The 13603-nt window shown below is 71.3% G+C and carries 12 protein-coding genes; 5 read left to right on the top strand and 7 right to left on the bottom strand.

Annotated elements, in window-relative coordinates:
- Positions 1–162: 162 nt before the first annotated feature.
- Together ACXVGS_RS17170 and ACXVGS_RS17165 are read left to right on the top strand one after the other, a co-directional pair.
- Positions 163–1707: a DUF1254 domain-containing protein gene (locus tag ACXVGS_RS17170; RefSeq protein WP_458533862.1), complete on the top strand. Its 1545-nt coding sequence runs from the start codon at positions 163–165 to the stop codon at positions 1705–1707.
- A gap of 20 nt (positions 1708–1727) precedes the next feature.
- Entirely contained in the window at positions 1728–2438 is a 711-nt protein-coding gene (locus ACXVGS_RS17165) for a hypothetical protein (RefSeq protein ID WP_458530711.1), read from the top strand.
- Here the strand turns inward: ACXVGS_RS17165 and ACXVGS_RS17160 are convergent.
- The 4 genes from ACXVGS_RS17160 to ACXVGS_RS17145 form a co-directional block, all read right to left on the bottom strand.
- Complete coding sequence (locus ACXVGS_RS17160; protein WP_458530710.1) at positions 2426–3451, bottom strand: formylglycine-generating enzyme family protein; 1026 nt, start codon at positions 3449–3451, stop codon at positions 2426–2428. The two genes, ACXVGS_RS17165 and ACXVGS_RS17160, sit on opposite strands and share 13 nt — an antisense overlap.
- A 55-nt stretch (positions 3452–3506) precedes the next feature.
- On the bottom strand, positions 3507–4058 hold the full coding sequence (locus ACXVGS_RS17155) for a hypothetical protein (protein WP_458530709.1): 552 nt from the start codon (positions 4056–4058) through the stop codon (positions 3507–3509).
- Complete coding sequence (locus tag ACXVGS_RS17150) at positions 4055–6463, bottom strand: arylsulfatase (RefSeq protein WP_458532156.1); 2409 nt, start codon at positions 6461–6463, stop codon at positions 4055–4057. Before ACXVGS_RS17150 ends, ACXVGS_RS17155 begins: the two co-directional genes overlap by 4 nt.
- 142 nt (positions 6464–6605) lie before the next feature.
- Positions 6606–6896 (bottom strand): three-helix bundle dimerization domain-containing protein, encoded by a 291-nt coding sequence (locus ACXVGS_RS17145; protein WP_458530707.1) that lies wholly within the window; start codon positions 6894–6896, stop codon positions 6606–6608.
- A gap of 137 nt (positions 6897–7033) precedes the next feature.
- On the opposite strand from ACXVGS_RS17145, the gene ACXVGS_RS17140 reads away from it, so the two are divergent.
- Positions 7034–7189 carry a hypothetical protein gene (locus ACXVGS_RS17140; protein ID WP_458537234.1) on the top strand — a complete coding sequence of 52 codons (156 nt, stop codon included), beginning with the start codon at positions 7034–7036 and terminating at the stop codon, positions 7187–7189.
- A 61-nt stretch (positions 7190–7250) separates the two neighbouring features.
- Here ACXVGS_RS17140 and ACXVGS_RS17135 read toward each other — a convergent pair whose 3' ends face one another.
- The 3 genes from ACXVGS_RS17135 to ACXVGS_RS17125 are packed head-to-tail and all read right to left on the bottom strand — an operon-like array spanning position 7251 to position 10771.
- Positions 7251–8120, bottom strand: coding sequence for a MaoC family dehydratase (locus tag ACXVGS_RS17135; protein WP_458530705.1), 870 nt, complete (start codon positions 8118–8120; stop codon positions 7251–7253).
- A 3-nt stretch (positions 8121–8123) separates the two neighbouring features.
- Positions 8124–9485: a 3-oxoacyl-ACP reductase gene (locus ACXVGS_RS17130; protein WP_458530704.1), complete on the bottom strand. Its 1362-nt coding sequence runs from the start codon at positions 9483–9485 to the stop codon at positions 8124–8126.
- Entirely contained in the window at positions 9482–10771 is a 1290-nt protein-coding gene (locus ACXVGS_RS17125) for an acetyl-CoA C-acetyltransferase (protein ID WP_458532155.1), read from the bottom strand. The genes ACXVGS_RS17130 and ACXVGS_RS17125 overlap by 4 nt, the downstream gene beginning before the upstream one ends.
- A 93-nt stretch (positions 10772–10864) precedes the next feature.
- Between ACXVGS_RS17125 and ACXVGS_RS17120 the strand changes: the two genes are divergently transcribed.
- A complete protein-coding gene (locus ACXVGS_RS17120; protein ID WP_458532154.1) occupies positions 10865–11536 on the top strand; it encodes a TetR/AcrR family transcriptional regulator in 672 nt (223 codons plus the stop codon).
- A complete protein-coding gene (locus tag ACXVGS_RS17115; protein WP_458530700.1) occupies positions 11533–13491 on the top strand; it encodes an acyl-CoA dehydrogenase family protein in 1959 nt (652 codons plus the stop codon). The genes ACXVGS_RS17120 and ACXVGS_RS17115 overlap by 4 nt, the downstream gene beginning before the upstream one ends.
- Positions 13492–13603: the final 112 nt, after the last annotated feature.

Here is a 13603-nt window from a genome sequence, read left to right as displayed (position 1 = left end):
CCATCCCACAGGGGTGACGACGCGGCCCCCTTCGGCTCGGAGAGTGAGCTGGTCATGGCCTCTCCCGCTGGAGGCGAGGCGCGCCAGAAGGGATCGGACATGTCAACGTCGGCGCCAGGGTTACGGCCCGGTTCGAATGGCGGCAAACCCCACGCGGTTCCCGTGCGTCGGGACCCCGGACGATCCGAGCAGGCGCAGCGGTTCTTCGACGCCACGGCGTCGCATCTGCGCCGCGACCTGCCCGCCTTCACGGCCCGCGTCGTGGCAGACGGTCGTGCCGCGTGGGGAACGGTGCGGCATCCGGAGGCCCTGGCGGCTCGGGCCCGGAAGCTGTCGCTGGCGGTGCCCATGGTGCGTCAAGCGGTCGGCCCGATCCTCACCGGACACGTCCGTGACTGGCGTGCCGAGTACGCCTATACCGCCGGGCTGCAGGCGTTCATCTACGGCTTCCCCTACATCTACAACGCGCAGCTCCGGCACGACTGGGTCACCCAGCCCCGCAACCCGGACGTGGTCCCGTACGCCGCGGTGAACCACTTCTGGCATGCGGCGCGGCTGCTCGACGAGGCCTACCGGGACGGGGGCTGCCCGAACACGGACACGTTGTACTCCCTGGCGTGGGTCGACCTGCGCGACGGCCCGGTCATCCTGTCTCACCCCGACATGGGCAAGCGGTACTTCACGTTCGAGATCATGGCGTTCACCTCGGACAACGTGGACTACGTCGGCCAGCGCACCACCGGGGCAGGGGGCGGTGACTACGCGCTCATCGGGCCCGGCTGGCGCGGCGACCTCCCCGCCGGGGTCAAGCCCACCCAACCTTCACCGACCCCATGGGTCCTGGTCCTGGGGCGAACCCTGGTCGATGGCCCCTCCGACGTCCCGGCAGCCAAGGACCTCCAGGCCAAGTACCGCCTCACCCCGCTCAGCAGGTGGGGCAAGCCCGGCGCCAGGTCGCAGCGGCGCAACGTCTACGCCCCGCCCTCGAAGACCGACCTGCTGTCGCCGTGGAAGTCGCTCAACGCGATGCTGGCCGAGAACCCGCCCCCGCCGCACCACGCGGTGGTGCTGGGCCAGCTGGCCCGTATCGGCATCGGACCCGGCCTGGACGTCGAGCAGCAGCCCACGACGGTCAAGCAGGGACTCACCCGGGCCGCGCTGGTCGGCATGGAGATGCTCAAGCAGCAGTTCCTCAGCGGGGACTGGGCCACCACCGTCAACGGCTGGCGCTACCCGCCGCCGCGCGAGGGCCGTTTCGGTGACGACTTCCTGAGCCGTGCCGCCGACCAGTCCATGGCCGGCATCACCGCCAACGACCCCGCCGAGGCCGTCTACCTCGTCAACTTCGACGACGCCAACGGCACCAAGCTCGCGCCCGAAGGCACGTACGAGCTGCACTTCGACGCCGATCAAGCGCCGCCGGTGGACGCCTTCTGGTCGCTGTCCGCGTACACCAGCGAGGACATGAACCTCATCCCCAACCCGGCACACCGGTACTCCGTGGGCGACCGCACCCCCGGGCTCAAGCGGGAGGACGACGGCGGCCTGACCATCTACCTCGAGCCCCAATCGCCCGACGGCCACGAAACCAACTGGCTGCCCACATCAGCCCACCACGCGTGGTTCGTCATCCTGCGCCTCTACCGACCCCGTTCCGAGGTGGTCGACGCGACCTGGAAGTGCCCCGGGATCGCCCGGGTGACCTGACACAGAGAGAAGAGCACGTGATGAAACTGTCCGCGAAACTGCCCCACGACGACGTCGACGCAAAGATCCAACGCTTCGACAACGTCCGAGGCCAGCGCTACACCGAGATCTTCCTGATCGGTGGTCACGCCCTCACCGGTCACCTCGTGGCTGCGGTCTACAACACCATCGGGCTGAACGACCCCACGGGAAGCGGGGACACCAGCCCCCAGGCACTCGTGGACCAGGTCGACGTCGAGGCGCTCAAGAAGCAGTACGACGAAATCAGCGCGTTCAAGAACGGGCCCAGGCTCTGGACCCTGGACTGGGTTGAGGTCATGGTCGGCAAGGAGCGTGACTTCAACGGGCTGCACGCGCGCTGGGTCATGTGGCTGGACGTGCCCAAGGAGATGCGCAAGCACGAGAGCGTCGCCTACAAGTCGGTCCACGGCAAGCGGGACACCCAGCTCGGGATCAACAAGGGCTCCCCGGCCTTCATCCTCGACGACCCCGACGGGGACTCGTGGGTGATGAAGTCCGCCAGCCTCATCCTCGACCCTACCCAGAGCTACGACAGCCTCAAGAACCTCGGAGACCGCCTGACCCCCGCGCCCGGATGGAGCTTCCGGGTCGTCGAGCTGGAACAGGACCTCGTTCTCACCCCTGACAACGGTGCCGTCCGGATCACCCAGGACGAGCTCGGCAACACCTACGACCGCGTCGGCGGTCCCTTCAGCAACTACAAGCCCTGACGCCGCCGGACCGAGAGGTGGTCAATCGCCCCTTCGCGAACAGCCCTTGACCAGTCGGCGGCGCAGCGGAATCCGGTGTTTCCCGTTGAGCTGTCGGGGGTGTTCGCGGTCCGGGCGGCGACGCGGTAGCGGTTGCAGTAGGAGCGGTGACATAGGTAGGAACCACCGCGGATGACCTTGGAATCGCCGCTGGCCGGACCCTTGGGGTCGGGCGCCGGGGTGCCGGGGTGGGTGGCGCTGAACCAGTCGGCGCACCATTCCCAGACGTTGCCTGCGACGTTGTGGAGCCCGAAGCCGTTGGGGTCGAAGGCGTCGACCGGTGCCGTGCCCAGGAACCCGTCGGCCAGGGTGTTGTCGGTGGGGAAGGTGCCTTGCCAGATGTTGCACATCCATCGGCCGTCGGGGGTCAGCTCGTCGCCCCACGCATACCGTGCGCTCACCAGGCCGCCGCGGGCGGCATACTCCCACTCGGCCTCCGTGGGGAGGCGCCGCCCAGCCCACTGGCAGTACGCGGCGGCGTCGTTCCAGGAGACGTGCACCACGGGATGGTCCATCCGCCCGTCCAGCGAGGAGCCGGGGCCTTCCGGGTGCCGCCAGTGCGCGCCATGGACCTGCCGCCACCAGGGGGCGTCCGCCACCGCGCTCGTGGGCGGATGGCCCGCGGGAAGAAGGCCGGCGAAGACGAACGACCAGCCGTACCGTTCGGCGTCGGTGCGGTAGCCCGTGGCGTCCACGAACTCGGCGAACCTCTGGTTGGACGTGGCGTAACGGTCGATCCGGAACGGTGCCAACGTGACGACGCGAACGGGGCCCTCACCGTCGGCGGGGAACCCGTCCGGGTCGTTGCCACCCATCAGGAAAGACCCGCCGGGCAGATCAACCAGCGTGGGGTCCGGACCGGTGGGTCCCCGGGTGACGATGTGCTGCCTCGGGCCGGGCGGTGCTGCTGCCGCGCTGTCGCCGCGGGAGGCCGCACAGCAGGCAGACGGCGCGGCTGGTCGTCGTTCATCCACGGGTGATCCTGTTCGGCCGGCCAGCAGCTTTCCACGGCTGGCTCGCGGTGACCTGCTAGCTGGCGGTCGCGGCCATCTGCTGCTGGGCCCCGGCGAGTGCGCCCCTCAACGCCTGGACGTGGTGGCCGTGCGCTTCGGCCGTGGCCTTGGTGAGGCTTCTCGTCACCACCGGCGCCACCACGCTCGCTGAGGAGCGTGGGTAGGCGAGGATGAGCGCAGCGCAGCCCAGGGGGATCATCGCCGCCGCCTGGCCCTTGACCTTGCTCTCGGTGAGCAGGTGCAGTGCCTCGCCCAGGAACCCGCCCATCACGGCGGCGAAGCCGGTGGTGAGCGGCACCAGCGGGAAGACCACCAGCCCGGTGATGAACCCCAGGGTGCCCAGCCCCTGGGCCCCTTCGCGGACCATGTGGTCGGACTGTTGCACCGTGACCTTGCCGGACAGGTCCTTGGCGACGAGGATCGCGCCGTGCAGGTAGGCGCCGCAGGTGAGCGCGGCTTCGTAGTCGTCGCGGGCCGCGTCGTGGGACAGGTAGCTGCTGATCAGGACGTCAGTGGTCTCCTGGTCGATCGGCAGTGACAGGACCTTGAGTCCGGCGGTGGGGTTCATGATGAGAGTCCATGTGCTGCGTGGGCGTGGTGCGCGACCGTGTGGATGGCTTGCTCGTCCTTGGCCCTGCGGTGCGGCTTGACGTCGAAGGCGACCTTCTTGATGGTGCCGGTGAAGGCGAACGGACGCCGGTCCGCATAGCTCAGGTCGACCACGCCGCCGTTGTCGCGGCCGATGTCCATCCCGGCGTAGGCGGAGAACCTCATCGGCACCGTGTGGTCCATCCTCCCGCCACCCACCGGAGTGTCGTTCACGAACAAGGTGACCTGCCCACCGGTGGCCGGTTTGGCGGCGTCGGCGGCGAACTCCATGCGCACGCTCACCTCACCCGTCGGCAGGGGGGTGTCGGCCTGCTGGCGATAGACGAACACGCCCATCATCGAGTAGGTGTGGGTCAGCCGGCCGCCATCGACGAACAGTGAAAACCCGCCGAGGTGGTCCGCCTCGGCGACGATGACGCCTTCGGCGCCATCGGGCGGTATGACGAGTTCCGCGCTGATCGCGTAGGAACGGTTGTAGATGCGCGGGATCATGCCGGGCGCGACGTTCTGCACATCACCGCGGAACTCGATCTTGTCGGTCGCCTCCAGCGGCGGTGTGATGCCGAAGAATGCCGACAGGGTGGCCAGCAGCGGGAGCACCTTGTACCGCTCGGCCTCCTTCCAGAACAGCTTCCTGAGCTCCCGGACCTTGTCCGGGTGGTCGGCGGCCAGGTCGTGGGCCTGGCTGAAGTCGTCGGGCAGGTAGTACAGCTCGGCCGGGTCGCCGTCGGGGTCCCACACGTCCGGTGCGTAGGGTCGCAGCGCCTCGGGGGTGAGCACCCACGGGATGCGGGGTGTCTTCATCGCCAGCCACCAGCCGTCCTTGTACATGGCCCGGTTGCCGATCGTCTCGAAGTACTGCTGGGTGTGGCGTTCGGGCGCGGCCGCGTCGAGCAGCGAGTCGGCGAAGGTGAAGCCGTGCAGCGGTTCCTGCTCTATCCCGTCCACCCGGGACGGGGCCGGGATGCCGGCGATGTCGAGAATCGTCGCACCGACATCGGTGACGTGGGTGAACTGGGAACGCAGACCGCCGGGGTCGACGATGCGCTCCGGCCAGTGGATGACCATCGGGTTGCGGGTGCCGCCCAGGTGTGAGCCGACCTGCTTGCCCCACTTGAACGGGGTGTTCCCGGCCCAGGCCCAGGCCGCCGAGTAGTGCGGGTCCATGATCGGGGCACCCCAGGACTCCTCGCCGCCGTAGCGTTCGGAGAGCTGCAGCTGCATCTCGTCCGTGAGCGGGATGCCGTTCTGCATCGTCATCTCGTTGAACGAGCCGGTGATGGTGCCCTCCATGCTGGCGCCGTTGTCGCCCCAGATCCAGATGACCAGGGTGTTGTCGAGCTCGCCCAGCTCCTCGATCGCGTCGATGACGCGGCCGACGTTGTGGTCGGCATTCTCCGAGTACCCGGCGTAGACCTCCATCTGGCGTGCGTAGAAGGCCTTCAGCCGTGGGGGAACGTCGGCCCATGCCGGGAAGGCATCGTCGCGTGCCGTGAGCTCCGCGTCCGCAGGGATGACACCGAGCTCCTTCTGCCGCGCGAAGACCTCTTCCCGCAACATGTCCCACCCCTGGTCGAACTGCCCCTTGTACCTGTCGGCCCACTCGGAGGCGACGTGGTGAGGGGCGTGGCTGCAGCCGGTGGAGAAGTAGACGAAGAACGGCTTGCGCGCGTCCTGGCCGCGCACCCCGTGCAGCCACTCGATGGTCCTGTCGGCCATCGCATCCGGCAGGTAGTAGGGGTTCTCCTCGTCGTCGTACTCTGCCGGGGTCCCGATGATCTTCTGGTTCTCGGCCAGGCAGGGGTCCCACTGCCCGGAGTCGCCCCCGAGGAAGCCGTAGAAGTAGTCGAAGCCCCACCCGGTCGGCCAGCGACCCAGCGGGCCGGCGGGTCCCTGCTGCCCGTCGGGGGTGAGGTGCCACTTGCCGAAGGCGGCCGTGCTGTAGCCGTTGTCGCGCAGGATTCGCGGCAGCGGGGCACACTCGAGCGGCACCATGGCGGTGTAGCCGGGGAACCCGCTGGAGAACTCACCCACGGAGCCGAAGCCGACGGTGTGGTTGTTCCGCGCGGTCAGCAGCGCCGCACGGGTGGGGGAGCACAGTGCGGTGACGTGGAACCGGTTGTAGCGCAGCCCGGCTTCGGCGAGCCGGGTGTAGTTCGGCGTCTGTATCGGCCCCCCGAAGGTGCTCGGGTTCCCGAACCCGGCGTCGTCGATCAGCACCAGCAGCACGTTCGGCGCGCCCTGCGGGGGCTCCGGGTGACGGATCAGGTTCCAGTCGGGTGTGGAACCGCGGAGAGTGCGGTTCGCCCTTCCCTCGAACGGCGGCGTGGTCAACGGCAGGGTCGTGCGGTCGGGCTCACGCATGTCGTCTCCAGGTCGGTCACGGGCGCCCGCAACACGACCGAACGAACGCCACGATGCTGGGCAAAGCGCGCGTATGCGCACACTCCCACCACAGGAGCCTCCGGGGAGCCGGGACAGGGGTCATCATCCCCGGCGGATGACCTCAGTCCTTCGGAGGAGGACCACCAGCCCGGGCTCGCACCCGATCGGCCGCGGGACCGCTTCCGGAGACTGCCCGCAGGTCACTCCTGGCGTAGCGGTGGACGAGCAGGGGCAGGAACGTGCGCACCCGTGCATCCACGAAACGAGCCGCCACCTCGTCGAGGACCCGGTCGACGACCTCCGCCCCGATGAGGTCGTCGAAGTCCCGATGCAGCTGGGCGGCGATCTCGTGCAGGTCGGGGTGCAGCCCGTGGCGGGCCTGAGTCGTGAGGGGCGGGTGGAACTGGGTCATGACTGATGGTCCGGCGCGGTCATCCGCCGCACCATCGCCGAACGTCCCGACCTGGATGGCACGCCGGGTGCCAGCAGGCGCCCGGACCCGCCCCCGAGGGGTCCCGCCGAAGGGCGCGCCGTGCCACGCTGGTCGCCGTGGGCAGATCCGCCCGGCTCGGCTTGTTCGTCGCTGCCGTTCTTGTCTGCGTGGTGAGCATGGTCCTGGGCTTGGCCACGCACAACCTGTTCGCGTGGCTTATGGCCGCTGGCATGCTCAGCGTGGCCATCTCACAGCTCGCCGAGTGCGCCTGATGAAGTGAGCGCGCTGACTCCCGGCCCGTCCCTCAACGAGGGGTGTTTCCGCCGTCCGGGCTCACCCCGGGCGGACGGTTCCGCGCAGGTGCTCCAGGTCGCCCGAGCGCACCATCAGGTCCCAGCCCCCCGGCCCGACCGGGCGGGCCAGCAGGTCGACCGTCGAGGGCAGCAGCACCGGCCCCCGGAAGACGACGTCCGCGGCATACCGCTCCGGCAGTCGTGCCTCGACGGAGGCCAGGGCGTGGGCCATCGTCCACATGCCGTGGGCGATGGCCCGCGGGAAGCCGAACGCCTTGGCGGCCAACGGGTTCAGGTGGATCGGGTTGACGTCCCCGCTGACCGCCGCGTAGCGCCGACCCTGGTCCGCTGGTACCCGCCACGTGGCGGTGGGGTGCCTGAGCCGGTCCACGTCGACGTCCAGGGGCGCCTCGGGGGCGGCGTCACCGGGTGGCGCCGCGGCGCCGCGGGACAGGTACGTGCTGCGCCCTTCCCAGACCAGCTCGTCGCCGGCCCGGACCTCACCGACGAGGTCGACCTGCGCACCCCGGGGGTGGGGGCGCAGGTCGGTCGCTGTCGCGCGCAGGTCCAGCACCTCCCCGGCATCCACGGGCCGGTGCTGCGCGAGGCGCTGGCGCAGGTGCACGAGCCCGGGCAGCGCCAGGGGGAAGCCGGGCTCGGCCATCAGGGTGACCTGCAGCGGGAAGACCAGCACGTGCAGGTAGGTCGCGGGGAGCGTGTCGTGCAAGGTGAACCCGCAGACCCGGTCGTATGCCGCGAGGTGGGTCCGGTCGACCCTCACCCCGGCACGCAGCACCTCCAGGTCGGGCAGCGGGCCACTGCGCCCCCGCGCGGTCAGCGCCGCCCGGGCGAAGAGCCCGGCCAGGCTCGGGGACTCGCCCAGGTTCAGGGTGTTGGTGCCGTCGCCCATCGCTCAGGCCCCGACCAGGCTCTGGCCGCAGACCCGCAGCACCTGGCCGGTGACCCCAGTGTTGTCCGGCTGCGCGAGGAACGCGATCGCCTCTGCGACGTCGACCGGGCTGCCGCCCTGGCCCAGGCTGTTGATCCGGCGCCCCACCTCGCGGGTGCCGATTGGCATCCGGGCGGTCATTTCGGTCTCGATGAAGCCCGGCGCGACGGCGTTGACGGTGATGCCTCGGCCGGCGACCTGGGCCGAGAGGGCCTGCACCAGCCCGATCACGCCGGCCTTGCTCGCGGCGTAGCTGGCCTGACCCCGGTTGCCGGCGATCCCGCTGGTCGAGGACACGCTGATGACCCGGCCGCCGTCGGCCAGGGCCCCCTCCCGCGTGGCGTCGAGCAGCACGTCGTTGATCCGCAGCTGGGCATCGAGGTTGACCGCCAGCACACTGGCCCACCGCTCGGCGTCGGTGTTGACCAGCAGCTTGTCGCGGGTGATGCCGGCGTTGTGCACCATGACGTCGAGCCGGCGGCCGTGGCGCCGCGCCACGTGGGCCGCTATGAGCTCCCCGGCGTCCGTGGCGGTGATGTCGAGCTGTAGCGTGCTGCCGCCCACCCGGTTGGCGACCGCGGCGAGCGAGTCGCCCGCCGCCGGGATGTCGACGCAGATGACCTCGGCGCCGTCCCGGGAGAGCACCTCGGCGATGGCGGCGCCGATGCCCCGCGCGGCGCCGGTCACCACGGCCACCTTCCCTGCCAGCGGGTGGTCACCGTCGCCGGCACCTTCTTCTGTGCCGGGACCGACGCGCAGCGCCTGGCCGTCGACGTAGGCCGAGCGGGCCGAGAGGAAGAAGCGCAATGGCGACGCCAGTGCCGGTCCGCCGTCCCCTGCACCGTAGAGCAGGTTGGCCGTGGCGCCGTCGCGCAGCTCCTTGGCGACGCTGCGGACGATGCCCTCGAGGGCGCGCTGGGTGGCGGCCTGCGCCGGTGCGCCGAGCCGCTCCGGCGCGGCGCCGAGGAGCAGCACCCGGCCGCACGGCCCGAGCCGTTTCAGGGCCGGCGCGAGGACGGCCCGCACGCCCTCCAGGTCGCTGACCGTCCGGGCGGCGCTGGCGTCGAGCACCACGGCGCCGAGCCTGCCGGTCGCCTGCCCGGGCCCGGCGCCCACCTCCACGACGTCCACCGCGGCGCGCACCAGGGCCGGCTTCACGACGGCCAGCAGCGGTGCGTCGCCGACCCCAGCGACGAGGGCAGGGCCGTCGAGCACCGGCTGGCCCACGGCATACCGGCGCAGGGGAGTGGGGCGGGGCAGGCCGAGCCGGGCCGCGAGGGTCCGGCCCAGGCCGCTGTTCACGAGGTCGAGGTACCGGTCGCTCATGCCGCGGCCTCCAGGATCGCCACCACGCCCTGCCCGCCGGCGGCGCAGATGGACACCAGGCCGCGACCAGATCCCTTCTCGGACAACAGCTTCGCCAGCGTGGCGACGATGCGGCCGCCGGTCGCGGCGAATGGGTGGCCGGCCGCGAGGGAGGAGCCGTTGACGTTGAGCCTGCTGCGATCGACCGCGCCCAGCGGTGCGTCGAGCCCGAGCCGGTCGCGGCAGAACTCCTCGTCCTCCCAGGCCTTCAGCGTGCACAGCACGGTCGAGGCGAAGGCCTCGTGGATCTCGTAGAAGTCGAAGTCCTGCAGCGTCAGGCCGTGGCGGGCGAGGAGGCGGGGCACGGCATACGCGGGGGCCATGAGCAGGCCCTCGTCACCGTGCACGTAGTCCACGGCAGCGGTGGTCGCGTCGACGAACCGGGCCAGCACTGGCAGCCCGTGCTCGTCGGCCCACTCCCGGGTCGCCAGCAGCACTGCGGAGGCGCCGTCGGTCAGCGGTGTGGAGTTGCCGGCCGTCATGGTGGCCCCCTCACCTTCGCCGAAGACCGGCTTGAGCGCGGCCATCTTCTCCACCGACGTGTCGGCGCGCAGGTTCTGGTCGCGGGTCAGGCCGAGGTAGGGCGTGAGCAGGTCGTCGAAGAAGCCGCGGTCGTAGGCCGCGGCCAGCTTGTGGTGGCTGGCGGCGGCGAGCTCGTCCTGGGCCTCGCGGGTGATGCCCCAGTCGACCGTGGTCAGGGCCTGGTGCTCACCCATCGCCAGGCCGGTGCGGGGCTCGGCGTTGCGCGGGATCTCGGGGACGACCTGGCCGGGGCGGAGGCCGGTCAGGGCCTTGACCCGGCCGCCGAGGTTGCGGGCCCGGTTGGCCTGCAGCAGCGTCCGGCGCAGCCCCTCGTTGATCGCGATCGGTGCGTCGCTGGCGGTGTCGACGCCCGCGGCGATCCCGCAGTCGACCTGGCCCAGGGAGATCTTGTTGGCGACGAGGATCGCGGTCTCAAGGCCGGTGCCGCACGCCTGCTGCACGTCGTAGGCCGGCGTCCAGGGCGACAGGTGCGAGCCGAGGACGGCCTCGCGGGTCAGGTTGAAGTCACGGCTGTGCTTGAGCACCGCGCCGGCGGCGACCTCGCCGACCTGCTCGCCCGCGAGGCCGCAGCGGGCGACCAGGCCGTCGATGGCGGTGGTGAGCATGTCCTGGTTGGACGCGTGGGCGTACGGCCCGTTGGACCGGGCGAAGGGGATGCGGTTGGCGCCGACCACGTAGACCGGGCGGGGAGACTGCGGGGCCAAGGGTTCCTCCAGCTGTCGTGGTGGTGCGGGGAGCCATGCACGTTCCTGATACCGAAAGTAGCAGGTACGCCGAGTACGCGGTACTGTCCCCGCATGAGCCCCAGCACCCGGACCGACGGGCGTGACACCCGGTGGGCCGAGCACCGCCAGGCCAGACGTGCCGAGCTGGTGGAGGCGACGATGAAGGCCATCCGCCGGCACGGGGCGAGGGTCGGCATGGACCAGATCGCCGCGCAGGCCGGCACCAGCAAGACCGTCATCTACCGGCACTTCACCGACCGCGCCGGGCTCTACCGCGCCGTGGTGGCCGCCGTGGACGACCTCATCCTGCGCGACCTCGGCTCGGCGCTGGCCACGCCCGGCGCCGGTGGCGACCCCCGTGCGCTCGTCGCGGCCGCTGTCGACAGCTACCTCACGCTGGTCGAGCGCGACCCCGAGGTCTACCGCTTCGTGGTGACTCGCCCGCTGCTGGACACCCCAGTGTCCGACGACCCGGTGGAGGGCATGACCTCCCGGATCGCCGAGCAGGTGACCGCCATCCTGGCCGCGCGCCTGCGCGGGGAGGGGCGCGACGACCGCGCCGCCGGCACCTGGGCGCACAGCCTGATCGGCCTGGTCCGGGCCGCGGCCGACCACTGGGTCGCGCAGCCGGACCGAGAGCCCCGCGAGGTGCTCGCCCGGCAGGTCACCGACCTGGCCTGGGGTGGCCTCGCCGGGGCCCTGCGGACACCTGACACAGCCGACGTCCCCGAGGAGAGCCGATGACCGACCTGACCCCGCTCGGCGCCGCGCTGCGCGCCGCGCTCGACGGCCGCTGGGCCCAGGTCCGCCAGGAGGCGCGGGAGCGGTTCACACCCGAGGACCTGCTGACCGACCCGACGCTCGACCAGGAGGCGCACCGGGCGAGGGTGTTCGAGCAGATGCGCCTCCTGGCCGGGACCGGGCACCCGCGCAACGGCTTCCCGGTGGAGTTCGGCGGCAGGAACGACGTCGGCGCCTCGGTGACCGCGTTCGAGATGCTCGCGCACGGGGACCTGTCGCTGCTGGTCAAGGCCGGCGTGCACTGGGGGCTCTTCGGCGGCGCCATCGTCAACCTGGGCACGAGGGAGCACCACGAGCGCTACCTGGAGGACGTCATCTCCTTCGCCCTGCCCGGCTGCTTCGCGATGACCGAGGTCGGGCACGGCAGCGACGTGCAGCACCTGCACACCACCGCCACGTACGACCCCGGCACCGGCGAGTTCGTCGTCGACACCCCGCACGAGGGTGCGGTCAAGACCTACATCGGAGGCGCTGCCCGGGACGGGCGCCTCGCGGTGGTCTTCGCCCAGCTCGTGACCGGAGGCCGCAGCCACGGGGTGCACGCGCTGCTCGTGCCCATCCGCGACGAGGCGGGCCGCGCCTGCCCCGGCGTCGCGATCGGCGACTGCGGTGCCAAGGCCGGCCTCGCCGGCGTCGACAACGGCACGCTGGCCTTCGACCACGTCCGCGTGCCGCGCACGGCGCTGCTCAACCGGTTCGGCGACGTCGCCGGGGACGGCACCTACTCCAGCCCGATCGAGAACGAGAGCCGCCGCTTCTTCACGATGCTCGGCACCCTGGTGCGCGGCCGGGTGAGCGTGGCCGGCGCCGCGGGCAGCGCCACCAAGACCGCGCTGGCCATCGCCATCCGGTATGCCGCGCAGCGGAGCCAGTTCGCCGCTCCCGGCAGCGAGGAGGAGGTCCTCCTGCTCGACTACCGCACGCACCAGCGCAAGCTGCTGCCCGCGCTGGCCACGAGCTATGCGCTGCAGTTCGCCCAGAATGAGCTGGTCGCCTCCCTGCACGAGGTGCAGACCGCCGTCGAGCCGGACGAGGTCGCCCAGCGCGAGCTGGAGTCCCGCGTCGCCGGGATCAAGGCAGTGGTCACGTGGCACGCCACCTCGACCATCCAGACCTGCCGCGAGGCCTGCGGCGGGGCGGGCTACCTGGCGGAGAACCGGTTGCCGGCACTGAAGGCGGACACCGACGTGTTCACCACCTTCGAGGGCGACAACACGGTGCTGCTGCAGCTGGTGGCCAAGGGGCTGCTCACCGGGTACCGCGACACCTTCGGCGACCTGGACACCCTGGGCATGGTCCGCTACGCCGCGGGCCAGATCGCCGCCAGCGTCATCGAGCGCACCGCCACCCGGCCGCTGCTCGAGCGGATCGGCGGCGCCGGCCCGCGCACCGGCGACACCGACCTGCGCGACCGGGCCCTGCACCTGAGGTTGTTCGAAGACCGGGAGAAGCACGTCCTCGAGGGCCTGGCGCGACGGCTGCGGCGGGCCGGGGCTCCCGACGCGGACGCGTTCGCGGTGTTCAACGCCGCCCAGGACCATGTCCTGCGGGCCGCGCGGGCGTATGTCGACCGGGTGGTGCTCAAGGCGTTCGTGGCCGGCATCGAGGCGTGCACCGATCCGGCGGCCCGCGAGACGCTGTCCCGGGTCTGCGACCTCTACGCGCTGTCCACCATCGAGCAGGACAAGGCCTGGTTCCTCGAGCACGGGCGACTGACCCCCTCCCGGGCCAAGGCGGTGACCGCCGCCGTCAACGCCCTGTGCGCCGAGCTGCGCCCGGACGCGCTGGCCCTGGTCGAGGGCTTCGGCATCCCGGCCGAGTGGCTCGGCGCCCCCATCGCGGTGCAGCCGGCGGGCGGTGCCCGGCAGCGCGAGGCTACCGTCGCACAGCGCGCCTGAGCGGCCCCCAAGCGGGGCGTCTCTCTGTCGGTGGTCGGGCTCTGATTCTGTCGAAGCGCCCGATGGCGCTGGGGTGAGTGACGGGACTCGAACCAAGGAGTGGGCCGGGCGG

It is taken from the genome of Oryzihumus sp., from assembly GCF_054325275.1.
Note: the sequence above shows the minus strand (reverse complement) of the source record. Positions and strands in the feature narration are given on the sequence as shown.